This is a genomic window from Cryobacterium mannosilyticum, from assembly GCF_004402705.1.
GTDB classification, from domain to species: Bacteria; Actinomycetota; Actinomycetes; order Actinomycetales; family Microbacteriaceae; genus Cryobacterium; species Cryobacterium mannosilyticum.
Window position 1 is genome coordinate 328,735 of sequence record NZ_SOFM01000007.1, and the last position, 23,224, is coordinate 351,958.

A 23,224-nucleotide genomic window follows, 5' to 3' on the forward strand; every position below is an offset into this window, starting at 1 on the left:
GTCGCGCGTCAACCGGCCCGATTAACTGTCAGTAATCTGGCTAAATGGAATCGACATGGCTTGTGCTGGTGTCGCTGGCACTCGGCCTGGCCGTCGGTGCCGGCTTCGTCACCCTGTTGCACGTTGCCGAACGCCACGGCCGTCGCGCGGCCGAGGTGGTGAACCCGGCGGTCCCCGACGGGATCGATCAGGTGCTCGACGCCCTCGAAAGCGCGGGGGCCGTGCTCGACCCGTCGAACAATGTCATCAAAGCGTCACCGGCGGCAGTGTCGATGGGCCTGGTCTGGAACCAGCAACTGGTGCATCCGGAACTGCTCGAGCTGGCCAGGCGGGTTCGCCGTTCCGGCGATCCGATCTCCGAGAACCTGATCCTCTCCCGCGGCCCGTTCAACGACGCGAGCATGCGGGTGCGGGTGCGGCTGGCCCGACTCGGCACCCGGTACGTGCTGATCCTGGCCGAGGACCGCACCGAGGCCTTCCGGCTCGACGAGGTGCGCCGCGACTTCGTCGCGAACATCAGCCACGAGTTGAAGACGCCGATCGCCGCGGTCGGACTGCTCGCCGAGGCGCTCGACCAGGCGGCGGATGAACCGGTACAGGTTCGTCGGTTCGCCAACCGGTTGACCACGGAGTCGGGCCGGCTCACCCGGCTGACCCAGGAGATCATCGAACTCTCCCGGCTTCAGGCCCAGGACTCGCTCTCCGAACCGGAACTGCTCAACGTGGACGCGGTCGTCGCTGCCGCCGTCGACCAGAGCCGGGTGGTGGCCGACGCGGCGCGGATCACCATCGCCGTCGGCAAGAAGTCCGGCGCGGAGGTCAGCGGCGACGAACGCCTGCTCGTGATGGCCGTGCACAACCTCGTCGCCAACGCCGTGCACTACTCGCCGGAGGGTTCCCGGGTCGGGGTCGGGGTGCGTCGCCACGACGGCGTGGTGGAGATCACCGTCACCGACCAGGGCGTCGGGATAGCCGAGGCAGACCTGGAGCGCATCTTCGAGCGCTTCTTCCGGGTCGACCAGGCCAGGTCCCGGCACACCGGGGGGACCGGCCTCGGCCTGTCGATCGTCAAGCACATCGTGCAGATCCACGGCGGCGACATCCGCGTCTGGTCGCAACCCGGCAGCGGGTCGACTTTCACCATCCGCCTCCCCGAGGCGCCCCAGCCCGCCCCACTGACGACAGGAGAGGCACAGTGACGCATGACGCGGTGACGCGCTGGGCGGTGGCTCTCCTCCAGCAGAGTGAAACAGGAGATCCACAGTGACGCACATCCTTCTGGTCGAAGACGAGCAAGCCCTGAGTGAGCCGCTGAGCTTCCTGCTCGAGCGGGAAGGCTACGAGGTCACGGTGGCCGAGGACGGCCCAAGCGCCATCCGTGAGTTCGACCGCACCGGGGCCGACCTCATCCTGCTCGACCTCATGCTGCCCGGCATCCCGGGCACCGAGGTCTGCCGGGAGATCCGCACCCGGTCGACCGTCCCGATCATCATGCTCACCGCGAAGGACTCCGAGGTCGACATCGTCGTCGGGCTCGAGCTGGGCGCCGACGACTACGTCACCAAGCCGTACTCGACGAGGGAACTGCTCGCGCGCATCCGGGCCGTTGGCCGCCGGCGCACCGAGGTGGAGCTCGAGGATGACAGCGTCCTCACCGCCGGCACCGTGAGCATGGATATCGAGCGGCACACCGTGTCCGTCTCCGGCGAAGTTGTGAACATGCCGCTCAAGGAATTCGAACTGCTCGAGTTCCTCCTCCGCAACGCCGGGAGGGTGCTCACCCGCGGGCAGCTGATCGACCGGGTGTGGGGCACCGACTACTTCGGTGACACGAAGACGCTCGACGTGCACATCAAACGCATCCGCTCTCGGATCGAGTCCACGCCGTCCGAGCCGACCATGCTGGTCACCGTGCGGGGGCTGGGCTACCGCTTCGAGGCCTGACCGTCGCCCGGCCGCTGGTCCGCGCGCCCGCTTCCGCAGCCCGCGGCCGCCGCCGCGGCCGCGGGCTGCGGAAACCGGAGCGGGCTCGCGCAACGCGCGTCGACTCCACGCCTGGCCGGGGCCCGGCGGCAATGCCGGCCGGGCTACGGCGTGGGCGTGGGCGTCGCCGTGGGAACGAGCGTCGAGTACTGGCCGAGGGAGCCGTCGAGCACCGGCACGAGGAGCTCGACGCCGGTTTCGTTGCCGTACTGGAAGAAGACCGGGAACAGCGAGCCAGGCTGGGCTTCGATGGCCTCCAGGGCGACGACCGGGGAATCTTCGGTGCCGAAGGCGGTCGTGGAGCTGGCCTTCACGGTGACCTTCTGGGTGACCTTGCCGGAGTCGCCGGTGAACTGCACGTTAAGGCTGTGCGCCGAGTCGCCCGAATTGACGACCGTGACGAGGAGGCTGCCCGTCAGGCCGTCGTTCGAGAGCACGATCGCGTTGCGGATGGCCAGGTCGCCCACGTCGCCGCTCACGCCGTCACTGGCGTCGTAGCGCTTGGTGGTCGACTGCGGTGCCAGGAGGTTGCAGCCGCTGGTGCCCAACAGGACGCCGGCCGCCAGAACGACAGACACTAAGACTCGAGCCCTCACAAGACCTCCACAACAGTTCGGTGATCCGCCCAGGGCGGAGCACCGGAAATTTGGCTTTGAGCCTAGCCTACTGGTCGCCCGCGGCCCGGCGAGCGGCGGCAATTCGCGCGGCGAACCCTACCACCGTCAGCTGTGGTATCCTAGACGTTGCTGAAGGGATATACATACATGCTTTTTGAGGTTGGCGAAACCGTCGTTTATCCCCACCATGGAGCCGCGACAATCACCGAGGTGAAGACGCGGATCATCAAGGGTGAAGAGAAACTGTACCTGAAGCTCAATGTTACTCAGGGCGATCTCACCATTGAAGTACCCGCCGAGAATGTCGACCTCGTCGGCGTGCGCGACGTGATCGGTAAAGAGGGGCTCGACAAGGTGTTCGAGGTGCTCCGCGCGCCGTTCACCGAAGAGCCCACCAACTGGTCACGCCGTTACAAGGCGAACCTGGAGAAGCTCGCCTCGGGCGACGTCATCAAGGTGTCCGAGGTCGTCCGCGACCTGTGGCGCCGCGACCAGGACCGCGGCCTGTCCGCCGGGGAGAAGCGGATGCTGGCAAAGGCCCGCCAGATCCTGATCTCCGAACTGGCCCTGGCCGAGAAGACCGACGAAGAGAAGGCATCCACCGTTCTCGACGAGGTTCTCGCTTCGTAACACCGTTCTTTCGTTGGAGGGCGGCGCCGCAAGGTGCCGCCCTTCGCGTTTCCCCTCCCGGCAGTCGGCGCAGCCGCTCTGTCCGACGTCGACCTCACCAGATAGCCTCCAGACATGACTGATCACCCTGCGCCCCTGGTCGCTGTCATTGTCGTCGCTGCCGGCAGCGGCAGTCGGCTCGGTCACAGCGAACCCAAGGCATTCGTGCCCCTCGCCGGCCGCACCCTGCTCGAGCGCGCCCTGCTGACCGTGTTCGGGATGCGGGAGCCCGCCCAGGTGATCGTCGTCGCCCCCGAGAACCGGCTCGAGGCGGCGCGGGTGATCGCCGGCGCGGTCGCCGGCCCACTCTGCGACCGCGTGGACGTCATCGCCGGCGGGCCGAGCCGGCAGGACTCCGTGAACCGCGGGCTCGCCGTGCTGCGGCCCGGCGTGCAGACCGTCCTCGTGCACGACGCCGCCCGGGCGCTCACCCCGTCGGCCCTCTGCGACGCGGTGGTCGACGCCGTCCGGGCGACCGGGAACGGGATCGTTCCCGGCCTGGCCGTGGTCGACACCATCAAGCGCGTCGACGACCGGGGAACGATCCTCGGCACGGTCGACCGGTCCGAACTGTCCGCCGTGCAGACCCCCCAGGGGTTCCCGCGGGACGTGCTCGTCGCCGCCGCGGCCGCCGCGACCGGTGAGGCGACCGACGACGCCGCAGTGGTGGCATCCGCCGGGCACCCCGTCAACGTCATCCCCGGCGACGCCCTCGCCTTCAAGATCACCACGCCGTGGGACCTGCGCCGCGCCGAATCCCTGCTCAGCGCAGGGTCGGCGACAGCCGAAACGGCAGGCCTGACCGCCGACCGGGGACCCCGGGTCGGCACGGGCCTCGACGTACACGCCTTCGACGACAGCTCGGCCCTCTGGATCGCCGGCCTGCACTGGCCGGGGGAGCGCGGGCTCTCGGGGCACAGCGACGGTGACGCCGCCGTGCACGCCGTCTGCGACGCACTGCTCGCCGCCGCGGGGCTCGGCGACCTCGGCGGGGTCTTCGGCACCAGCGACCCGGCCTTCGCGCAGGCGCACGGCGACGTTTTCCTGCGGGAGACCCTCCGGCGGGTCACCGAGGCAGGCTTCCGGGTCGGCAACGTGACCGTGCAGATCATCGGCAACCGTCCGAAGCTGGCGCCGCGCCGCGCCGAGGCGGAGGCGCTGCTCGGATCGCTGCTCGGCGCGCCCGTGAGCGTCTCCGCGACGACGACGGATGCGCTCGGATTCACCGGCCGCGGCGAGGGCATCGCGGCCCTCGCGACCGCGATTCTGTTCCCCGTTCTCGTCGTGCGCCCTGTTCTAAGCTGGGAGGCGTGACCATCCGACTCTACGATTCCCAGGCCCAGGCCCTCCGTGACTTCATTCCGCTGAAGGATGGTGCGGTCGGCATCTACGTCTGCGGACCGACCGTGCAGTCATCGCCCCACATCGGCCACCTGCGCAGCGCCCTGGTCTACGATCAGCTGCGCCGCTGGCTCACCTACCGTGGCCTCGACGTGACCTTCGTGCGCAACGTCACCGACATCGACGACAAGATCCTCGTGGGCGTCGCCGGCACCACCGAGCAGTGGTGGGCCCTCGCCTACCGCTACGAACTCGAGTTCACGGCCGGATACCAGCGTCTGGGCATCCTCGCCCCCAGCTACGAACCCAGAGCCACCGCCAGCGTGCAGCAGATGCAGGACCTCATCGGCCGGCTGATCGAACGCGGCCACGCCTACCCGGCCGCGGACGGCTCCGGCGATGTCTACTTCGACACGAAGAGCTGGCCCAGCTACGGCGCCCTCACCCGCCAGGGCGCCGGCGACATGGAGTCGGCGACGGATGCCGACCCGCGCGCCCGCAAGGACCCGCGCGACTTCGCCCTGTGGAAGGGGCACAAGGCGGATGAGCCGGAGTCGGCCTCCTGGCCCTCGCCGTGGGGTGCCGGTCGCCCGGGCTGGCACATCGAGTGCTCCGCCATGGCGTCTCGCTACCTCGGCGTGCAGTTCGACATCCACGGCGGTGGCCTGGACCTCCGCTTCCCGCACCACGAGAACGAACTCGCCCAGTCCGGCGCGGCCGGGGATGCCTTCGCCAACTACTGGATGCACAACGGCCTCGTCAACGTCAACGGTCAGAAGATGTCGAAGTCGCTCGGCAACTCGGTGTTCGCGGCGGAGTTGCTCGAACAGGCCCGTGCCATCGTGGTGCGCTACTACCTCGGCGCCGCTCACTACCGGTCCACCATCGACTTCCACGAGGGTTCCCTGGTCGAGGCCGAGGCCGCGCTCGAACGCGTCGAAAGCTTCCTCGACCGTGCCGACCGTCGGCTCGCCGACACCCGGTTCGCCGGGTCGGGCGTGCAGATCGTGCCGGACGAATTCGCGGTCGCCATGGACGACGACCTGGCCGTGCCTCAGGCCCTCGCCGTGCTGCACGAGACCGTGCGCACCGGCAACGCCGCACTCGACGCCGAGGACCTCCACGCCGCAGCCGCCGCCCGCGGCCACGTGCTCGCGATGAGCGAAGTCCTCGGGATCAACCCGTTGTCGCCCGGCTGGGCCGTCGCCACCGACGAACCGGCCATGATCGCCCTCACCGCCCTTGTCGAGCGCCTGCTCGACGACCGCGAGATCGCCAGGCAAAGCCGTGACTACAAGGCCGCAGACCGTATCCGGGACGAGCTCGTCGCCGCCGGAATTACCATCGAAGACACCCCGTCGGGTGCGCATTGGAGTTTTGACTGATGAAGAACACTGACCGCAAGGCCCGGACCGGGTCCGTGCGCAAGGGCAGCCGCGGACCGCAGGTCGGCTCCGGCGGCCAGGGCCGGCAGGCCCTCGAGGGCAAGAAGCCCACCCCCAAGGCCGAAGACCGCCCGTACCACCCCGCCGGCAAGCGCAAGGCAGCCCAGGACCGCTTCGCCGCGGCCGGCGGCGGCCGCAGCCGCAGCACCGCCGGCTCGCAGGCTCCCCGCAGCACCGCCAACAGCGGCGGCGGCGGCACGTCGACGCGCCGGGCGAAGCAGGCCGACGAGCACGAGGTCGTCACCGGCCGCAACTCGGTGCTCGAGGCGCTGCGAGCCAAGATCCCCGCCTCCGCCCTCTACATCGCGACGCGCATCGAAATGGATGACCGGGTCAAGGAAGTCCTCTCCCTCGCCACCACACGCGGCATCCCCGTGCTCGAGGTGATGCGCCCGGAACTGGACCGCCTGGCCGGCCGCGACTCCGTGCACCAGGGCCTGGCCCTCAAGGTGCCCGCGTACGAATACGCGCACCCGATGGAACTTCTCGAGCTGACCATCAGCCGCGGGCACAAGCCGCTCTTCGTCGCGCTCGACGGCATCACCGACCCCCGCAACCTGGGTGCGATCATCCGTTCGACCGCCGCCTTCGGCGGACACGGGATCATCGTGCCGCAGCGCCGCTCGGTCGGCGTCACCGCGTCGGCCTGGAAGACCTCCGCCGGCGCCGCGGCGCGCACCCCCGTCGCCATGGCCAGCAACCTCACCCAGACGCTCAAGGCGCTCAAGGAGAAGGGCGTGCTCGTCATCGGCCTCGACGGCGCCGGCGACACGTCACTGCCGGAACTCGGCATCGGATTCGCCGAACGACCCATCGTGGTCGTCGTCGGCAGCGAGGGCAAGGGCCTGTCCCGCCTCGTCACCGAGACCTGCGACGCCATCGTCTCGATCCCGATCAGCGCGACGACGGAATCGCTGAACGCCGGCATCGCGGCGAGCGTGACCCTGTACGAGATCTCCCGCCTCCGCGCCACCGCGAAGGCAGCCAAGGCCGCCAAGGCCGTCGCGACCGCCTGACGGCCCGTCGGTCCCGGCAGGTCGATCGGCCGTTGACTTACGGGAAAAGCGCCTTCATCCACCGGATGAAGGCGCTTTTCCCGTAGCTCGGGCCCGGATCAGACCTTGAGGCGCCAGTCGGCCTCGTCGTCCGCGGCGGTGTCGGCCGCGTTGGCCGCGGCGGCGACCGCGTCGTCGGTCACGTCGATCGGCAGTGTGATGGACCCGGTCGGCGGCTCGATCACCGTCGCCTCGTCACGGCGGTGACGGAGCACATCCTTGACATACGACGTGACGGCCTCGGCAAGGGGGATGTCCCTGCCCTGGTTCTGGGCCATGAACCACCGATGGTCGAGGAGCTGGTGGAAAACCTCGGCCGGTTCGAGCTTGCCCTTCAGGTCGCGGGGGATCGCCCGGATCACCGGCTCGAAGACCCGCACGAGCCACTCGTGGGCGAGCATCTCCTCGTCGCCGTCCGGGTCGCCGTAGGTGACCCGATAGGAGTCGAGGTCGTTGAGCAGGCGGCGGGCCTGGTTCTCCTCGGCGTCGAGGCCGGTGAGCCGCAGCAGGCGGCGCTGGTGGTGTCCGGCGTCGACGACCTTCGGCTGGATCCGCACGGTCGTGCCGGCGCTGTCGGTCTTGATCGCGAGTTCCTCGATGTCGAAGCCGAGGTCGTTGAGACGTTCGACGCGTTCGGTGATCCGCCAGCGTTCCGCGCTCGAGAACGACTCGGAACCGGTGAGCTCGGTCCAGAGCAACCGGTAGGCGGCGACAATGCCGTTGCTGACCCGGATCGGGTCGAGCTCGTCGGCGACGCGGCCGCCGGCCTCGAGGTCCATCAGTTCGCCGGCGATGTTGACGCGGGCGATTTCGAGGTCGTTCTCGCGCTGCCCGTTGGAGAGTCCCCCGGGGTAGAGCTGGCCCGTTTCGGCGTCGACGAGGTAGGCGGCGAACGCGCCGGCGTCCCGGCGGAACAGGGTGTTCGAGAGGGACACGTCGCCCCAGAACAGCCCGGCCATGTGCACCCGCACCAGGAGAAGGGCGAGGGCGTCGACCAGGCGGGTGGCGGTGTCGGGGCGCAGGGTCTGCGAATACAGCGCGCGGTACGGCAGGGAGAACTTGAGGTGCCGGGTGACGAGCACCGAGTTCAACGGTTCGGCGTCATCCGTCGTCCGGTTGGTGATCACGGCCAGCGGCTCGACGCAGGGGATCTCGAGTCCCTGCAGGGTGCGCAGCATCTCGTACTCGCGCCTGGCCATTTCGCTGGTGGTTTCCTTGATGGCCACGACGCGCCCGCTGAGGTGCGCGAACCGCACCAGGTGCCGGGAGATGCCCTTGGGCAGCGCCGCGATGTTCTCGTTCGGCCAGGCGTCCAGTGGAAGCTGCCAGGGCAGGTCGAGCAGTGCCGGGTCGGCCGTGGCCGAGGTGATATTGAGAGAACCGCTCATGTCGGGGGCCTAACTGTGCATAGCGAAACGGCCGGACGAAGCGATGCTCCGTCCGGCCGTGTCAGTGGTGAACTCTGTCTTAGTCTGCGACTGCCCCGCCGAGGCGGAGGCCGGTCTCTGCGTCGAACACGTGCAGGTGGTGCGCCGTCGGGGTGAGGTAGACGGTGTCGCCGGCTGCGGGGTGCGAGCGGCCGTCGACGCGGGCGACGATGTCGGTGCGCTTGCCCTCGACAGTGGAGTGGCCGTAGAGGTAGCCGTCCGCGCCGAGCTCCTCGACCAGGTCCACGGCCACTTCGAGGCCTTCGCCGGGGGTGGCCGACAGGTGGATGTCCTCGGGGCGGACTCCGATGGTGACCTTCTTGCCGGTGGAGCCGGCGAGGGTCTCCCGGGGGACCGGAACCGTGGCGGTGCCGAACTTGATGCCGCCGTCGACGGTGTCGGCCAGGAACAGGTTCATGGCCGGGCTGCCGATGAAGCCGGCGACGAACACGTTGTTCGGCTTCGCGTACAGGTCGCGGGGGGTGCCGACCTGCTGGAGCACGCCGTCCTTGAGCACCGCGATGCGGTCACCCATGGTGAGGGCCTCGGTCTGGTCGTGGGTGACGTAGACGGTCGTGACGCCGAGGCGGCGCTGCAGCGACGCGATCTGGGTGCGGGTCTGAACGCGCAGCTTGGCGTCGAGGTTCGACAGCGGCTCGTCCATCAGGAACACCTGGGGCTGACGCACGATGGCGCGTCCCATGGCGACGCGCTGACGCTGGCCACCGGAGAGGGCCTTCGGCTTGCGGCTGAGGTAGGGCTCGAGGTCGAGAAGCTTGGCTGCTTCGAGAACGCGCGCAGCGCGCTCGTCCTTGTTGACGCCGGCGATCTTGAGCGCGAAGCCCATGTTCTCGGCGACGGTCATGTGCGGGTACAGGGCGTAGTTCTGGAAGACCATGGCGATGTCGCGGTCTTTCGGCGGGACATCCGTCACGTTGCGCTCACCGATGAAGATGTTGCCGTCGTTGACCTCTTCGAGGCCGGCGAGCATGCGCAGGGAGGTGGACTTTCCGCAGCCGGACGGGCCGACCAGGACGAGGAACTCACCATCGGCGACCGAAAGGTCGAGGTGGTCGACCGCGGGGCGGGTGGAACCCGGGTAGAGGCGGGTTGCCTTGTCGAACGTGACTGAAGCCATTATCTGTATTCTCCTTCACCGGCAGGTACGTGCCGGACGATCCGTAGTGATGGGATTTAGCGGCCGTTCACCTGCTGTTCGCAGAAGACCGACCTCTCCAGTATGTCACGTGCGGGGGAACGCCCGGCGGGGGATCGGCTGGGCGGCGCAATCCGTTAGTAGGCTCCGTCTGGGGATTTCCCAGACTGGGCACCTACTATTTGGAATGCACGTGCAGCCGAAACCGCCGTGCTTTTGTCTACCCGGAGCGAACATTCATGACTATTGGCGGATCAGCCGAGGGCCGTCCCTCTAAGAACCAGCGACGCGACGCGGCTCGGATCAAGGCCACCCAGTTACGTGTGGAACAGAAGAAGAAGGACCGCCGCAACCGGGTATTCCTGCAGGGCGGCATTGCCGTGGCGTCCATCGCCGTCGTCGCGATCATCGCGCTCATCATCATGAATTCGATCCGCCCGGCCGGCCCCGGCCCTGCGAACATGGCCAGCGACGGCGTCCTGATCGGCGAGGGAATGACGGTCGTCAAGACCGCCGCACTGCAGCCCAAGGCAAAGCCCGTCGCGTCCAAGCCGGACCCGACCGGCACCGTGGCCGACATCCGGGTTTACGTCGACTACCTCTGCCCGTTCTGCGGTCAGTTCGAGAAGACCAACAGCGCACAGATCATCAATTGGGTGAAGTCGGGGGCCGCGACCGTGGAGATCCACCCCATTTCGATCCTGACCAGCAAATCGGCTGGCACGCAGTACTCACTCCGGGCGGCGAACGCGGCGACCTGCGTCGCCAACTACTCCCCGAACGATTTCTACGCCTTCAATACGGCTTTGTTCGGCGACCAGCCCAAGGAAGGCACGGCGGGGCTCGACGACACGGAGATCAAGGGCCTGGTGAAGAGCTCGGGGGTCGGTGCGGCCCGCTCGAAGATCAACACCTGCATCGACGAGGCCACCTTCAAGTCCTGGGTCGTCGCCGCCACCGATCGGGCACTGTCCGGACCGCTGCCCAACAGCGCGGTCAAGGCGATCACCGGAACCCCCACCGTGCTCGTCAACGGCAAGCAGTACGTCGGCGCACTCGACGATCCCAAGGAATTCGCCGCGTTCGTGCTGCAGTCCGCCGGGGAAACCTACTCGACGTCCACCCCGACCCCCACTCCGACGCCGGCCGGTTAGCGCCGGGGCCCACCCGGTGGCCCCACCGGCCGCGATCGTCATTTAGGATGGGGTTCCGAGGCGGCATCCGTCTCATGCCGGCCTGGCGCAATTGGTAGCGCACCACTCTTGTAAAGTGGGGGTTACGGGTTCAAGTCCCGTGGCCGGCCCCACAGACCGCTCGTGCCGGGCGTTCCCCCTTGGCCAGCAGCACCAGCCAGACGTAGGCGCCCACGAGTTGCCAGAGCTGCCGCAGGATGGCGTCGACCAGCGGCTCGAGGCGTCCGGCGCGGCCGGCAGGCCTGCTGGTCTCCTTTCCGTGGAAGACGGGGAGACGGGCGGTCGATGTGCTGGTGTGTGTGCTCACGGCTCGAGAGTAGAACGCGACGGTGGCGCCGGAGAGGAGCGCGAACCGACGGTTCCGTGACGTTCCGGTGTCCGTTCGGGGTGGACCGAGGTCGGAGGGGGCGCCGGCCGCCCGGGTGCCGGCACCGTCCGCTAGAGCACGCTCAGGTACTCCGACGGGTCGATGGGCTGTCGCACGCCGGGTTTGGCGCCTTCGGGAACCCCGCCGACGTAGAGCCAGCCGAGGAGATCCTCCGATTCGGTGAGGCGGTGCAGATCGTGGACGGGGCGGGTCCTCGCCAGCGGTCCGGTACGCCACATCACGCCCCAGCCGGCTTCGGCGAGGAGGAGGCTCAACGCATGCCCGACGCCGGCGGCCACGGCATCCTGTTCCCAGCCGGCGACCTTGGCGTTGTCGTGACGACTGGCGACCACGGCGATGAGCAGCTCCGCGCGGAGCGGTTTCTCGGCCAGCCTGGCGGCGTCAGCGCCGGTGACACCGGCCGCCGTCGCCATCGCCTCACCCAGCCGTCGGCGGGCGTCTCCGCGGAGTTCGATCAGTCGCCACGGGCGCAGTGCGCCATGGTCGGCGACCCTGGCCGCCGCTGCGACGAGGGGCAGGAGGTCTTCGTGGGTGGGCGCCGCGGACGTCACCCTGGAATGGGAACGGCGACGGCCGACCGCGTCGAGGACCACGGGCACCGGTTACTCGACCGGAGTGAAGTTCAGCGAGATGGAGTTCATGCAGTACCGGTCCCCGGTCGGAGTGCCGAAACCGTCGTCGAAGACGTGGCCCAGGTGCGAACCGCAATTCGCGCACCGCACCTCTGTGCGTACGACGCCGAGCGAGCGGTCCTCGATCAACTGGACAGCCTCCGGTCGCACCGACTCGTAGAAGCTCGGCCAGCCGCAGCCGGAGTCGAACTTGGTTCCGCTCTTGAAGAGCTCGGCGTTGCAGGCTCCGCAGGTGTAGACACCGGAGCGGGCCTCGTCGAGCAGTTCTCCGGTCCAGGCACGCTCGGTTGCTGCTCCGCGCAGGACGGCGTACTTCTCGGGGCTGAGTTCTTCGCGCCACTCGGCGTCTGACTTCTTGACTTCGTAGTCCATCGTGCGTCCTTCCGTCTCGACCGGGGCGCGGCCGACTTCTGTTCCTTCCAACCCTAAACTCGGCCGGCCCGGTCGGTATTCCGGTCTGAGAGACCGTACAGCGGATTCACATCCCATTTCACCCTGCCGGGGTGGTCCAGCGAGTATCCAGACCCTGACAAATAGGATGACAGGCAAGGAGGTGGTGGCAGGTGGACGGAACACAGGCAGCGAACGCGGCCGGGCTCGTCGTGCCTCCCTCCGGTCTGACCGAGAGGGATGTGTCCGTCCTCGCCTTCGAACGGCGATGGTGGAGGCACGCGGGAGCGAAAGAGCAAGCCATCCGCGCCCAGTTCGACCTCTCGGCAGCCCGGTACTATCAGCTCCTGGCCGTCCTGATCGAATCGCCGGCCGCGCTGGCCCACGATCCGATGCTGGTGAAGCGCCTGCATCGGATGCGGGACGCCCGGGCGCAGGCCCGGGACAGCCGATCTCTCGGCCCCCCCGATTAACGCGCCTCCGCTCGACCAACCAATGCACAGCCGAAAAAGGAACGACTCAGTCCCACGATGACGACCTCGCACCCCAAAGACCGATTCGACCACCTCCCGCACTCCACGGAACGGGTCGGAGCGCACCGTGCCCCGCCCAAGAAGGGCCGCGGCTGGGTCGCCTTCTGGTGGGCGTTCGCCGCGACCGTCCTGCTCATCGGAATCGGGGTGGCCGTGCTCGCGGCACTGAACAACCGCCTCAGCTTCGACCTGCCCGGAACGTCCCCCTCCTCCAGCGCCTCCGCGCCGGCCGAGACGCCGGCGGCGGCCCCCACGGCCGTGGCCACCGTCGACCCCGGACTCTCGGTCACGGTGCTCAACGGCACCGCCGGCGCCGGTGTGGCCGCCGACGTGGGCGACCTGCTCACTGCCGCCGGCTGGACCGTCGGAGCGCTCAGCAACGCCAGCACCGAAGACGTGCCCAAGACGATCGTCTACTACGCCGACGCGAAACTGGAGGGCGCGGCCCGCGGTGTTGCAGCGTCTCTTCCCGGGGCGGACGTGCTACTCGCCACTGACTTCGCCGAATCCGGTGCGGACCTCACCGTCGTGGTCGGCAACGACTACGTCCCCGCAGGCTGACCTCGCGCCCGGCCGGGGCCGCAGCCGCTGAAAGTGCAGGCGAGACTCCACTTTCCACTGGCCGTATATACGTCGGCTTGCTCGTCGTCAACCCCCTTTCGTTCGCCGGAGGCTTCAGTAACATCTGAAATTGGTCGCACATTTATTCGCACAGGCGCTCCGCAGGGGGCGTATTCCACTGCTCGGAAACGATGGACGCAGTCACTGCGCCAGGCCCGGTACGGCCACGAGGCGAGTGCTGAAGGAACTGCTGCAACAAGGAGTAAGACATGGCGAACGGAACCGTCAAATGGTTCAACGCTGAAAAAGGCTTCGGCTTCATCACGGTCGACGGGGGTGGACAGGACGTATTCGTCCACTACTCCGCCATCGACATGCACGGCTACAAAGTTCTCGAAGAGGGCCAGCACGTCATCTTCGAACTGGGGACCGGGGCAAAGGGGCCACAAGCTGAATCGGTTCGTCCGGTCTGATTCTCAGACCAGGCGTACCGGATCTCAGGGCACGCCCCCACGCGCGCAGGCGGGTTGACCGCGTGGCGTTAGGGTGTGGGACGTGAGCGCGTTGAGAACACCAGACAAGCGGAGAAGCACGGCCCGGATCATCGGTGCCGTGCTTCTTCCCTGTGCGCTCCTGCTCGCGGCGTGCACCGCTGACCGGCCGACGCCCACCGCGAGCCCACCGGTCGGCCAGGCGGAGTCGACGTATACCGCGCCGCCCGCGACCGAGATGGCCCCGTTGCGCGGCACCAGCGTGCCGACCGGGAGCCTGGCGCATCCGTCCCTGGCGGCGAAGATCGACGACCATGAGGCGGCGAGGCCCCAGTTCGGGCTCGAGCGAACCGACCTCGTCTTCGAGGAACTCGTCGAGGGCGGGCTGACCCGCTACGTCGCCGTCTGGCACTCCGACGTGCCCGACGTGGTCGGACCGATCAGGTCGATCCGGCCGATGGACCCTGACATCATCGCGCCGCTGGGCGGGATCGTGGCCTACTCGGGCGGCCAGCAGCAATTCATCGACATGATGACCGCAACGTCCGTGGTCAACGCGGCCTTCGATTCCGACGAGACCGGCCTGTTCTCCCGCACGGACGAACGGGACGCGCCGCACAACGTCGTCCTGCAGGCGAAGGCGCTTGTCGAGCGGAATGACACCGTGCCGGCACCACCGCAGCAATTCGCCTATGCGGCGACGGTCCCGGAGTCATCCGCAGCGGTCGACGGCACCCCGGTGACCACGATCAGCTCGAGGTTCTCCGACTCGCGCTGGCCCGACTGGACCTGGGATGCCGCGTCGACTTCCTACCTGCGCAAACAGGAGGGAGCGCCCGACCTCGACGCGGGCGGCGTGCAACTTCGGTCGGCGAACGTGCTCGCCCTCCGCGTGGCCATCGACGACACCTACCTCAACGTTCCGAAGACCACGATGATCGGCTCTGGAGAGGCCTGGGTGTCCACCGGCGGCAAGACCCTGCACGCGCTCTGGACCAAGGCGGGGCAGGCCGCGCCGATCCGCCTGACCGACGACAACGGGGTCGTGATCCGTCTCGCCCCGGGCAACACCTGGATCGAGCTGGTCCCGGTGGATCGCGGCTCGGTCACCCTGGTGCCGTAGCCCCCGCCGTTCACTTGCACTCTCGACCCCAGAGTGCCAGAATCGATTTGGCACTCTCTCTGTTTGAGTGCCAACCCATCATCGTTTTGGTAACGTCCGGGAGGGACGAGAAACACATATGGCAAAGATCATCGCTTTCAACGAAGAGGCCCGTCGCGGCCTTGAGCGTGGCCTGAACATCCTCGCTGACACCGTCAAGGTCACCCTCGGCCCGCGTGGACGCAACGTCGTGCTGGAGAAGAAGTGGGGCGCCCCCACGATCACCAACGACGGCGTCTCCATCGCCAAGGAAATCGAACTCGACGACCCGTACGAGAAGATCGGTGCCGAACTCGTCAAAGAGGTCGCCAAGAAGACCGATGACGTCGCCGGCGACGGAACCACCACCGCCACGGTCCTGGCCCAGGCCCTCGTCCGCGAAGGTCTGCGCAACGTCGCAGCCGGCGCCGACCCGATCAGCCTCAAGCGCGGCATCGAGAAGGCGACGGCTGCCGTCATCGCCGAACTGATCGCCAACGCCAAAGAGGTCGAGACCAAGGAAGAGATCGCGGCCACCGCATCAATCTCCGCCGGTGACGCCGAGATCGGCGCGATCATCGCCGAGGCCATCGACAAGGTCGGCAAGGAAGGCGTCGTCACCGTTGAGGAGTCGAACACCCTCGGCACCGAGCTCGAGCTCACCGAGGGCATGCGTTTCGACAAGGGCTTCCTGTCCGCCTACTTCGTGACCGACCCTGACCGTCAGGAAGCGGTCTTCGAAGACCCGTACATCCTGATCGTCAACTCCAAGGTCTCGAACATCAAGGACCTGCTTCCCATCGTGGACAAGGTCATCCAGACCGGCAAGCAGCTCCTCATCATTGCCGAGGACGTCGACGGCGAGGCCCTGGCCACGCTCGTCGTGAACAAGATCCGCGGAATCTTCAAGTCCGTCGCCGTCAAGGCTCCGGGCTTCGGCGACCGTCGCAAGGCGCAACTGCAGGACATCGCCATCCTCACCGGTGGCCAGGTCATCTCCGAGGAGGTCGGACTCAAGCTTGAGAACGTCACCCTCGACCTGCTCGGCAACGCGCGCAAGATCGTCATCACCAAGGACGAGACCACCATCGTCGAAGGCGCCGGAGACCCCGAAGCCATCGCCGGACGCGTGCAGCAGATCCGCAGCGAGATCGAGAACACCGACAGCGACTACGACCGTGAGAAGCTCCAGGAGCGTCTCGCCAAGCTCGCCGGCGGCGTTGCCGTCATCAAGGCCGGCGCCGCGACGGAGGTTGAGCTCAAGGAGCGCAAGCACCGCATCGAGGACGCCGTCCGCAACGCAAAGGCTGCCGTCGAAGAGGGCATCGTCGCCGGTGGTGGCGTTGCGCTGATCCAGGCCGGCAAGACCGCCTTCGAGAAGCTGGAACTGACCGGCGATGAGGCAACGGGCGCGAACATCGTGCGCGTGGCCATCGACGCTCCGCTCAAGCAGATCGCGCTCAATGCCGGCATGGAGCCGGGCGTTGTCGCCGACAAGGTGCGCAACCTGCCGATCGGTTGGGGCCTCAACGCCGCAACCGGCGAGTACGTCGACATGCTCGCCGCCGGAATCAATGACCCGGTGAAGGTCACGCGTTCCGCGCTGCTGAACGCATCGTCGATCGCCGGACTGTTCCTCACCACCGAGGCCGTCGTGGCCGACAAGCCGGAGAAGAACTCCGCGCCGGTCGGCGACCCGTCGGGTGGCATGGACTTCTAAGTCCGAACCGATTCACGGCAGGGCGTCTCCTTCGGGGGCGCCCTGCTTTCGTGTGCCCGGCCGCTCACCGGGAGAAGAGCCGCACGTTCGCCTGCTCGATCTCCGCGTACTGGTGCCCGGCCTGGTTCAGGGCCTGGCCGAGCGCCTCCGCGCACTGGGCCACCTGTTCCTGGGCGGCGCGCCAGTCTGCCACTGCCGCCTGGAAGGCCGTGGCGGCCTGGCCGGACCACGTTCCCTCCAGTGCGGTGAGCAGGGCGATGAGCGCGGCGACCTCGGACTGGATGCGTCCCATCGCGGCGCGTGACGTGACGGTCGTGCTCAGCACGGCCTCGCTGTCGACCTGGTAGCGGGTCATGGTTGTCCTTTCGGCAGGGGATGCCGAACAGGCTAGGAACCGTGGCCGGGTGCGCGGCTGACCATCGTCCAGGCAGTGCAGGGAACATGCGGGAAGCCGCGGGGGAGGGATGCCGGGGCGCTACGAGGCGGACGGCACGTGCAGTCGCTGCGGCGCGTTCGGCGACCCGGCGAGCGGGAACCAGACCCGGAAGGTGGCCCCTCCGCCCGGCGTGTCAAGAACCTGCACGGTGCCGTTGTGGCTGGCGACGATGGAGGCGACGATGGCGAGGCCGAGGCCGCTTCCGCCGGTCTCGCGGGCGCGTGAGGTGTCCGCGCGCCAGAAGCGCTGGAAGATCTTGTCCCGGATCTGCGGCGGAATGCCTTCGCCATGGTCGACGATGGCCACCGAGGCCCGCTGGTTCCTGCGGTCGACCGAGACCTCGAGTTCGACCGGGCTGTCGGGCGGGCTGAAGCGCAGGGCGTTGCCCATCAGGTTGGTGATCACCTGCCGGATCTTGTTCTCCTCGGCCATGATGACCGCCTGCACGTTGCCGGGCGGGGTCAGCGGCCCTGCCGCCGGGAGCGGGGCGACGGCATCCGTCTTGCGCGGCTTTCGGGTGCGCAGCCGGGCGAGGGTGGCGCCGGCGAAGGAGACGGAGCCGGCGTGGACGGCCTGCTCCTCCGGTTTGGGCGGGGCCGCCGCGGACGAGGGGACGGGAGCCGGCGTCGTGACCTCCCCCGTGGAGCGCGCCAGGTCGATCTGCGGCCGGTCGCCGGCGTCCTCGAACTCGGTCGGGATGGGGGTGACGACGGTGACGCTCCGGCCGGGGGAGGACGCCATCGCGTCGAGGGCGGCGTCCCGGGCGAGCGGCATCAGGTCGACGGGGGCGAGGGCGAGCGGCTTGGTCTCATCGAGGCGGGCCAGTTCGAGGAGGTCCTCGACCAGGCCGCCCATCCGGATCGCTTCCTTCTCTATGCGTTCCATGGCCTGGGCCACCTCTTCGGGTGACTGCAGGGCGCCCATCCGGTAGAGCTCGGCGTAGCCGCGCACCGAAACCAGGGGGGTGCGCAGCTCGTGGCTGGCGTCCCCGACGAAGCGGCGCATCTGGTCGATCGTTCGCGCCCGATCCTTGAAGAGCCGGTCGATGCGGCTCAACATGGTGTTCAGGGATCGATTGAGTCGGCCGACCTCGGTGTTCGGCGTCGCCCCGCCGAGTCGCTGGCTGAAGTCGCCGTCGGCGATCGCCGCCGCGGTGCGCTCCACCTCGCGCAAGGGCGCGAACGTGGTCGTGACGAGCAGCCGGGTGAGCAGGGCGCCGACGAGCACCACGCCGAGCCCGAAGCCCAGGAAGATGGTGAGGTAGGTGGCCATCGTGTTCTCGGTCTGTTTGAGCGAGACCGCCATCACGAGCGTGCCCAGGGTGCCCTGGGGAGTGATGACCAGGGGAACGGCGACGGCCAGGTACTCGGTATCGCGCGCCGAGTCCTTGAGAGTGAGGGTCCTGCCGTCGAGTTCGATGACCGACTGCAGGTCGAGGGAGGAGCTGATCACCGGGAGCTCCCGCACCGGTCGGTCCTTCCAGGTGTGGTCCTTGAGGGTGCCGTGTTCGTCGTAGAGGGCGACGAAATAGTCGGCCGAGACCACCGCGGGATTGCCCTGGCCGAGTGCGCTGGCGGAGTAGCCGTTGGACGCGGTCTGGGCATCCGCCTGCAGCTGGGCGTCGACCTGCTGGATCACGTACTGGCGCAGCATGGCCATGGTGCCGACCCCGGACACGAGCAGCCCGAGAGTCAGCATGAGCACGGTCACGCCGGTGATCTTGGAACGGAGGGAAATGCGGCTCCACCGCTCCATTAGTGACTGATGCATCAGACCCCCAGTGTAGAGACGGAGTCTGGGACTACGCCTTGGCGGCCTTGAGCATGTAACCGAAACCGCGCTTGGTCTGGATGAGGGGCTCGCTCGAGTGCGCGTCGACCTTGCGGCGGAGGTAGGAGATGTAGGACTCGACGATCCCGGCGTCGCCATTGAAGTCGTACTCCCAGACGTGGTCGAGGATCTGGGCCTTGGAGAGCACCCGGTTCGGGTTCAGCATCAGGTAGCGCAGCAGCTTGAACTCGGTCGGGCTGAGCTCGATCGGCACGTCGCCGACGAGCACCTCGTGGGTGTCCTGGTCCATGGTGAGTTCGCCGGCCCGGATGACCGCGTCTTCGTCCGCGTGCATGGTGCGACGGAGGATCGCCTTGATCCGGGCGACGATCTCGTCCAGGCTGAACGGCTTGGTGACGTAGTCGTCGCCGCCGACGGTGAGCCCGGTGATCTTGTCTTCCGTGTCGTCCTTGGCGGTGAGGAAGAGGATGGGCGCGGTGTATCCGGCCGAACGGAGGCGCTTGGTCACGCCGAAGCCGTTCATGTCCGGCAGCATCACGTCCAGGATGATGAGATCGGGCTCTTCCTCCAGCACGGCGGAAATCGCCTGCGCCCCATTGCCGACGGCGCGCACGGCGAAACCGGCGAAGCGCAGGCTGGTGGTGAGGAGATCCCGGATGTTGGGCTCGTCGTCGACAATAAGAATGCGGGGGCCATCGGTCATGCCCCAAGTATCTGCGCGTTAGCTGGTGGTTTCCTGAGAGCTGGACTGCCCGGGAATGAGAGCATTGCACTCGAGGGAATCCTCGCCGCCGCAGCCGACCAGGGGAATTGACATGGACACCGCGCCCGCCCGACCGTTCGTCGCGCTTCCCGAGCTGATCCGGCCCCGCCGTCTGATCGGCGGGAGGGTGTTCGACTTCTCCCGCGAAGTGGCCGTGATGGCCATCATCAACCGCACACCGGACTCGTTCTACGACAGGGGCGCCACCTTCGCCCTGGACGCCGCCGTGAGCGCCGCCCGCCGGGCGATCGAAGACGGCGCGGACTGGATCGACATCGGCGGCGCGAAGTTCGCTCCCGGCCCGGCCATCCCGATCGAGGAGGAGATCGACCGGGTGGTCCCCGTCGTCGAGGCCCTCCGCGGCTCCGGCGCCGTCATCTCCATCGACACCTTCCACTGGCAGGTCGCGGCCGCCGGCATCGCGGCCGGCGCCCACGTGATCAACGACACCACCGGCATCCATGATCCGGCGATGGCCGACGTCGTCGCGGACAGCGACGCCACCCTGGTGATCACCCACAGCCTGGCCCCGCCGCGCACGCCGCACCCGGCGCCGAGCTACGTCGATGTCGTCGACGAGGTCTCCGCGTTCCTGCGGGAACGGGTCGCGCTCGCCCGGGATCATGGGATCCCCGCCGAACGGATCATCGTCGACCCGGGCCACGACCTGAACAAGAACACGTCCCACTCGCTCGAGCTCACCCGGCGGCTCGCGGAGATCACCGCCCTCGGCTACCCGACCCTGGTCGCGGTGTCCAACAAGGACTTCGTGGGGGAGAGCATCGACCGCGAACGTGGGGCCAGGGTCGAGGGGTCCCTTGCCGCCGCGGTCTACTGCATCCTCCAGGGCGCCCGGATCGTGCGGATGCACAATGTGACGGCCGCCGTGGACGCGGTGCGGATGACCGAGGCCATCCTGGGCTTTCGCCCGCCCGCCTACCTGCGCCACAACCAGGCCTGAGCATGCTGGACCAGGCCGAACTGATCCGGCGCTACCGAGTGGCCGACCGCACCGAGACACGGGTGCGGGTGAACTTCATCACCAGCCTCGACGGGGCCGTCACGGTGAAGGGGCTGAGCGGGGGGCTGGGCAACGAAGATGACAAGCTCGTCTTCGACACCCTGCGGCTGCTCTCCGACGTGATCGTCGTGGGTGCCGGGACCGTGCGCGCCGAGGGGTACGGCGGCATCCGGCTCAGCCCGGCGGATGCCGCCTGGCGGCTCGGCCAGGGGCTGCCGGCTCAGGTGCCGGTGGCGGTCGTGTCGTCCCGGCTCGAGCTGGAGCCGGGGCATCCGTTCTTCCGTGACGCGGCCGTGCGCCCGATCGTCGTCACGCACGCCGGGTCGCCGGCTGGGCGCCGGGCCGAACTCGCCGAGGTGGCCGACGTGCTGGTCTGCGGGGAACGGGACGTTGACCCGACCATGATGGTTGCGGCTCTCGCCGCCCGAGGGCTCCGCCAGATTCTCTGCGAGGGCGGCCCGCACCTGTTCGGCGCGCTGATCGCGGCGGACTGCGTCGATGAACTCTGCCTGACGATCAGCCCGGTGCTCGAGGGCGGCGCTGCCGACCGGATCGCCCGCGGCGACTCCGGAGCCACCCGGCCGATGGCGCTGCTGCACGTGCTCACCGCCGGCGACATGCTCTTCCTGCGCTACGCCCGCCGCCCGGCATGACACCGGTGCCCACCCACCTGCCCGCCCATCTGCCCGCCGAACTGTGAGTTCGGCCCCTTTGCCGCCTGAAGCCCGGCCGAACTCACAGTTCGGCGAGGTGGGATGCTCAGGTCGCGGGGGGAGACAGGTCAGGCGACGAGGGTGGGGGAGTCCAGGTTCTGCGAGTCGAGGATCGTGTAGCTGTAGCCCTGCTCCGCGAGGAAGCGCTGCCGGTTCTGGGCGAAGTCCTGGTCGACGGTGTCCCGGGCGACGAGGGTGTAGAAGTTCGCCGAGAGGCCGGACTCCTTCGGGCGGAGCAGACGGCCGAGGCGCTGGGCCTCCTCCTGGCGTGAGCCGAACGACCCGGACACCTGGATGGCGACGGTGGCCTCCGGCAGGTCGACCGAGAAGTTCGCGACCTTCGACACCACGAGCAGGTTCTCCTCCCCCACCCTGAACGCCTGGTAGAGGCGTTCGCGTTCGTCGACGGGCGTGGCGCCGGTCAGTTTGGGTGCGTTCAGGGCGTCGGCGAGTTCGTCGATCTGGTCGAGGTACTGGCCGATCACGAGGATGCGCTCGCCCGGGTGCTTGGCGACCAGCCGCCGGACGACGTCCAGCTTCGCCGGCGCCGTGGCCGCCATCCGGTAGCGCTCGTCGTCCGCCGCCGCGGCGTAGCTCAGCCGTTCGGACTGCGGCAGGTCGATCCGCACCTCGTAGCAGGAGGCCGGCGAGATGAAGCCCTGGGCCTCGATCTCCTTCCACGGGGCGTCGAATCGCTTGGGGCCGATCAGGCTGAACACATCGCCCTCGCGGCCGTCCTCGCGCACGAGCGTCGCGGTCAGGCCGAGGCGGCGGCGCGCCTGGAGCTCGGCGGTGAGTTTGAAAACGGGCGCGGGCAGCAGGTGCACCTCGTCGTAGATCACCAGGCCCCAGTCCATGGCGTCGAGCAGCTCGAGGTGGGCGTACTCGCCCTTCCGCTTGGCGGTGAGGATCTGGTAGGTCGCAATGGTGACCGGCTTGACCTCCTTGACCTGGCCGGAGTACTCGCCGATCTCGTCGGTGGTGAGAGTGGTGCGCTTGAGCAGCTCGTCGCGCCACTGGCGGGCGGAGACCGTGTTCGTGACCAGGATCAGCGTGTTCGTCTTGGCGGTGGCCATGGCCCCGGCCCCGACGAGGGTCTTGCCGGCGCCGCAGGGGAGCACGACAACTCCGGAACCACCGTCGAAGAAACTGGCGACGGCCTTGTTCTGGTAGTCCCGGAGCGCCCAGCCGTCTTCGAGCAGCGAGATCGGATGCGGGGTGCCCGGCGTGTACCCGGCGAGGTCCTCGGCCGGCCAGCCCAGCTTCACGAGCTCCTGCTTGAGCTGCCCGCGGGCCCACGGCTCGACCAGGAACGAGTCGGGGGACGGATGCCCGATCAGCAGCGGTGAGATGCGCTTGGCGCCGGCGACCTCGGTGAGCACCGCCTGGTCGTTGCTCTGCAGGACCAGCCGGCCCTCGGCATCCCGCTCGATGACGAGGCGTCCGTAGCGGCCGACGGTCTCCGTGATGTCGACGCTGACGGTCTGCGGGATGGCGAACTTCGAGTACTTCTCGAGCGTGGCGAGCATGTCGGAGGCGTCGTGTCCGGCGGCGCGCGCATTCCACAGGCCGAGCCGGGTGATCCGGTAGGTGTGGATGTGTTCCGGCGCGCGTTCCAACTCGGCGAACACGGCCAGATCGTGCCGGGCGTCCTCGGCGAGAGGGTGCGCGACTTCGAGCAACACGGTGCGGTCACTTTGGACGATCAGGGGGCCATCAGACATAACCGTCAATCCTACCCGCGTGTGCTGGAACGAC

General features: G+C 68.3%; 24 protein-coding genes and 1 tRNA gene. 15 read left to right on the forward strand and 10 right to left on the reverse strand.

Features of this window, described 5'->3' with window-relative positions; translation table 11 throughout:
- Positions 1 to 44: 44 nt before the first annotated feature.
- Together E3O32_RS02980 and E3O32_RS02985 are read left to right on the forward strand one after the other, a co-directional pair.
- Positions 45 to 1,199, forward strand: coding sequence for a sensor histidine kinase (locus E3O32_RS02980; RefSeq protein ID WP_134506823.1), 1,155 nt, complete (start codon positions 45 to 47; stop codon positions 1,197 to 1,199).
- Positions 1,200 to 1,263: 64 nt separating this feature from the next.
- Positions 1,264 to 1,944, forward strand: a complete 681-nt coding sequence (locus E3O32_RS02985) for a response regulator transcription factor (RefSeq protein ID WP_134506825.1) — start codon at positions 1,264 to 1,266, stop codon at positions 1,942 to 1,944.
- A 143-nt stretch (positions 1,945 to 2,087) separates the two neighbouring features.
- Here E3O32_RS02985 and E3O32_RS02990 read toward each other — a convergent pair whose 3' ends face one another.
- The gene (locus E3O32_RS02990; RefSeq protein ID WP_134506827.1) at positions 2,088 to 2,561 is read right to left on the reverse strand and encodes a hypothetical protein; all 474 of its coding nucleotides are present in this window, start codon (positions 2,559 to 2,561) and stop codon (positions 2,088 to 2,090) included.
- 186 nt (positions 2,562 to 2,747) lie between these two features.
- Here E3O32_RS02990 and E3O32_RS02995 point away from each other — a divergent pair, with 186 nt between their 5' ends.
- The 4 genes from E3O32_RS02995 (at position 2,748) to rlmB (ending at position 7,071) form a co-directional block, all read left to right on the forward strand.
- On the forward strand, positions 2,748 to 3,230 hold the full coding sequence (locus E3O32_RS02995; RefSeq protein WP_134506949.1) for a CarD family transcriptional regulator: 483 nt from the start codon (positions 2,748 to 2,750) through the stop codon (positions 3,228 to 3,230).
- A 114-nt stretch (positions 3,231 to 3,344) separates the two neighbouring features.
- Positions 3,345 to 4,583 carry a 2-C-methyl-D-erythritol 4-phosphate cytidylyltransferase gene (ispD, locus tag E3O32_RS03000; RefSeq protein ID WP_134506829.1) on the forward strand — a complete coding sequence of 413 codons (1,239 nt, stop codon included), beginning with the start codon at positions 3,345 to 3,347 and terminating at the stop codon, positions 4,581 to 4,583.
- Positions 4,580 to 5,995: a cysteine--tRNA ligase gene (cysS, locus tag E3O32_RS03005; protein ID WP_134506830.1), complete on the forward strand. Its 1,416-nt coding sequence runs from the start codon at positions 4,580 to 4,582 to the stop codon at positions 5,993 to 5,995. Before ispD ends, cysS begins: the two co-directional genes overlap by 4 nt.
- Positions 5,995 to 7,071, forward strand: coding sequence for a 23S rRNA (guanosine(2251)-2'-O)-methyltransferase RlmB (rlmB, locus tag E3O32_RS03010; RefSeq protein ID WP_134506832.1), 1,077 nt, complete (start codon positions 5,995 to 5,997; stop codon positions 7,069 to 7,071). Before cysS ends, rlmB begins: the two co-directional genes overlap by 1 nt.
- Before the next feature lie 98 nt (positions 7,072 to 7,169).
- Here the strand turns inward: rlmB and E3O32_RS03015 are convergent, their stop codons facing one another.
- Both E3O32_RS03015 and E3O32_RS03020 read right to left on the reverse strand, forming a co-directional pair.
- Positions 7,170 to 8,498: a DUF4032 domain-containing protein gene (locus E3O32_RS03015; RefSeq protein WP_134506834.1), complete on the reverse strand. Its 1,329-nt coding sequence runs from the start codon at positions 8,496 to 8,498 to the stop codon at positions 7,170 to 7,172.
- Positions 8,499 to 8,577: 79 nt separating this feature from the next.
- Complete coding sequence (locus tag E3O32_RS03020; protein ID WP_134506836.1) at positions 8,578 to 9,675, reverse strand: ABC transporter ATP-binding protein; 1,098 nt, start codon at positions 9,673 to 9,675, stop codon at positions 8,578 to 8,580.
- A 341-nt stretch (positions 9,676 to 10,016) separates the two neighbouring features.
- Between E3O32_RS03020 and E3O32_RS03025 the strand changes: the two genes are divergently transcribed.
- Positions 10,017 to 10,847, forward strand: coding sequence for a DsbA family protein (locus E3O32_RS03025; protein ID WP_241974504.1), 831 nt, complete (start codon positions 10,017 to 10,019; stop codon positions 10,845 to 10,847).
- A 76-nt stretch (positions 10,848 to 10,923) separates the two neighbouring features.
- Positions 10,924 to 10,999: transfer RNA gene (locus E3O32_RS03030), tRNA-Thr, on the forward strand.
- Here E3O32_RS03030 and E3O32_RS03035 read toward each other — a convergent pair.
- The 3 genes from E3O32_RS03035 to msrB form a co-directional block, all read right to left on the reverse strand.
- Positions 10,978 to 11,193 (reverse strand): hypothetical protein, encoded by a 216-nt coding sequence (locus E3O32_RS03035; protein WP_134506840.1) that lies wholly within the window; start codon positions 11,191 to 11,193, stop codon positions 10,978 to 10,980. The genes E3O32_RS03030 and E3O32_RS03035 overlap by 22 nt on opposite strands.
- Positions 11,194 to 11,324: 131 nt before the next feature.
- A complete protein-coding gene (locus E3O32_RS03040; RefSeq protein WP_134506842.1) occupies positions 11,325 to 11,873 on the reverse strand; it encodes a nitroreductase family protein in 549 nt (182 codons plus the stop codon).
- Between the two features lie 3 nt (positions 11,874 to 11,876).
- Positions 11,877 to 12,278 (reverse strand): peptide-methionine (R)-S-oxide reductase MsrB, encoded by a 402-nt coding sequence (gene msrB / locus E3O32_RS03045; protein WP_134506844.1) that lies wholly within the window; start codon positions 12,276 to 12,278, stop codon positions 11,877 to 11,879.
- Positions 12,279 to 12,469: 191 nt separating this feature from the next.
- Here msrB and E3O32_RS03050 point away from each other — a divergent pair, with 191 nt between their 5' ends.
- The 5 genes from E3O32_RS03050 (at position 12,470) to groL (ending at position 16,742) form a co-directional block, all read left to right on the forward strand.
- Positions 12,470 to 12,769 (forward strand): DUF3263 domain-containing protein, encoded by a 300-nt coding sequence (locus E3O32_RS03050; RefSeq protein WP_134506846.1) that lies wholly within the window; start codon positions 12,470 to 12,472, stop codon positions 12,767 to 12,769.
- A 57-nt stretch (positions 12,770 to 12,826) separates the two neighbouring features.
- Entirely contained in the window at positions 12,827 to 13,390 is a 564-nt protein-coding gene (locus tag E3O32_RS03055; protein WP_134506848.1) for a LytR C-terminal domain-containing protein, read from the forward strand.
- Between the two features lie 269 nt (positions 13,391 to 13,659).
- Positions 13,660 to 13,863 carry a cold-shock protein gene (locus E3O32_RS03060; RefSeq protein ID WP_134362230.1) on the forward strand — a complete coding sequence of 68 codons (204 nt, stop codon included), beginning with the start codon at positions 13,660 to 13,662 and terminating at the stop codon, positions 13,861 to 13,863.
- Positions 13,864 to 13,945: 82 nt separating this feature from the next.
- Positions 13,946 to 15,004: a DUF3048 domain-containing protein gene (locus E3O32_RS03065; protein WP_134506850.1), complete on the forward strand. Its 1,059-nt coding sequence runs from the start codon at positions 13,946 to 13,948 to the stop codon at positions 15,002 to 15,004.
- Positions 15,005 to 15,122: 118 nt separating this feature from the next.
- Entirely contained in the window at positions 15,123 to 16,742 is a 1,620-nt protein-coding gene (gene groL / locus E3O32_RS03070; protein WP_134506852.1) for a chaperonin GroEL, read from the forward strand.
- 64 nt (positions 16,743 to 16,806) lie between these two features.
- Here groL and E3O32_RS03075 read toward each other — a convergent pair whose 3' ends face one another.
- From E3O32_RS03075 to E3O32_RS03085, 3 genes are all read right to left on the reverse strand, one after another.
- Positions 16,807 to 17,097, reverse strand: coding sequence for a WXG100 family type VII secretion target (locus E3O32_RS03075; protein WP_134506854.1), 291 nt, complete (start codon positions 17,095 to 17,097; stop codon positions 16,807 to 16,809).
- A 120-nt stretch (positions 17,098 to 17,217) separates the two neighbouring features.
- Positions 17,218 to 18,948, reverse strand: a complete 1,731-nt coding sequence (locus E3O32_RS03080) for a sensor histidine kinase (protein ID WP_134506856.1) — start codon at positions 18,946 to 18,948, stop codon at positions 17,218 to 17,220.
- 31 nt (positions 18,949 to 18,979) lie between these two features.
- Positions 18,980 to 19,672 (reverse strand): response regulator transcription factor, encoded by a 693-nt coding sequence (locus tag E3O32_RS03085; RefSeq protein ID WP_123046624.1) that lies wholly within the window; start codon positions 19,670 to 19,672, stop codon positions 18,980 to 18,982.
- Between the two features lie 112 nt (positions 19,673 to 19,784).
- On the opposite strand from E3O32_RS03085, the gene folP reads away from it, so the two are divergent.
- Both folP and E3O32_RS03095 read left to right on the forward strand, forming a co-directional pair.
- A complete protein-coding gene (folP, locus tag E3O32_RS03090) occupies positions 19,785 to 20,693 on the forward strand; it encodes a dihydropteroate synthase (protein WP_134506857.1) in 909 nt (302 codons plus the stop codon).
- 2 nt (positions 20,694 to 20,695) lie between these two features.
- Positions 20,696 to 21,406 (forward strand): pyrimidine reductase family protein, encoded by a 711-nt coding sequence (locus E3O32_RS03095; RefSeq protein WP_134506859.1) that lies wholly within the window; start codon positions 20,696 to 20,698, stop codon positions 21,404 to 21,406.
- Positions 21,407 to 21,534: 128 nt separating this feature from the next.
- On the opposite strand, the gene E3O32_RS03100 is transcribed toward E3O32_RS03095, so the two are convergent.
- The gene (locus tag E3O32_RS03100; RefSeq protein WP_134506861.1) at positions 21,535 to 23,190 is read right to left on the reverse strand and encodes a DNA repair helicase XPB; all 1,656 of its coding nucleotides are present in this window, start codon (positions 23,188 to 23,190) and stop codon (positions 21,535 to 21,537) included.
- Between the last annotated feature and the right edge of the window lie 34 nt (positions 23,191 to 23,224).

Coding starts and splice junctions, on each gene's coding strand:
- E3O32_RS03085 (WP_123046624.1), bottom strand. CDS start 19,672: ATGACCGATGGCCCCCGCATTCTTATTGTCGACGACGAGCCCAACATC.
- E3O32_RS03075 (WP_134506854.1), bottom strand. CDS start 17,097: ATGACCCGCTACCAGGTCGACAGCGAGGCCGTGCTGAGCACGACCGTC.
- E3O32_RS03060 (WP_134362230.1), top strand. CDS start 13,660: ATGGCGAACGGAACCGTCAAATGGTTCAACGCTGAAAAAGGCTTCGGC.
- msrB (WP_134506844.1), bottom strand. CDS start 12,278: ATGGACTACGAAGTCAAGAAGTCAGACGCCGAGTGGCGCGAAGAACTC.
- E3O32_RS02980 (WP_134506823.1), top strand. CDS start 45: ATGGAATCGACATGGCTTGTGCTGGTGTCGCTGGCACTCGGCCTGGCC.
- ispD (WP_134506829.1), top strand. CDS start 3,345: ATGACTGATCACCCTGCGCCCCTGGTCGCTGTCATTGTCGTCGCTGCC.
- E3O32_RS03055 (WP_134506848.1), top strand. CDS start 12,827: ATGACGACCTCGCACCCCAAAGACCGATTCGACCACCTCCCGCACTCC.
- folP (WP_134506857.1), top strand. CDS start 19,785: ATGGACACCGCGCCCGCCCGACCGTTCGTCGCGCTTCCCGAGCTGATC.
- E3O32_RS02995 (WP_134506949.1), top strand. CDS start 2,748: ATGCTTTTTGAGGTTGGCGAAACCGTCGTTTATCCCCACCATGGAGCC.
- E3O32_RS03015 (WP_134506834.1), bottom strand. CDS start 8,498: ATGAGCGGTTCTCTCAATATCACCTCGGCCACGGCCGACCCGGCACTG.
- E3O32_RS03095 (WP_134506859.1), top strand. CDS start 20,696: ATGCTGGACCAGGCCGAACTGATCCGGCGCTACCGAGTGGCCGACCGC.
- E3O32_RS03020 (WP_134506836.1), bottom strand. CDS start 9,675: ATGGCTTCAGTCACGTTCGACAAGGCAACCCGCCTCTACCCGGGTTCC.
- E3O32_RS03100 (WP_134506861.1), bottom strand. CDS start 23,190: ATGTCTGATGGCCCCCTGATCGTCCAAAGTGACCGCACCGTGTTGCTC.
- groL (WP_134506852.1), top strand. CDS start 15,123: ATGGCAAAGATCATCGCTTTCAACGAAGAGGCCCGTCGCGGCCTTGAG.
- E3O32_RS03080 (WP_134506856.1), bottom strand. CDS start 18,948: ATGCATCAGTCACTAATGGAGCGGTGGAGCCGCATTTCCCTCCGTTCC.
- rlmB (WP_134506832.1), top strand. CDS start 5,995: ATGAAGAACACTGACCGCAAGGCCCGGACCGGGTCCGTGCGCAAGGGC.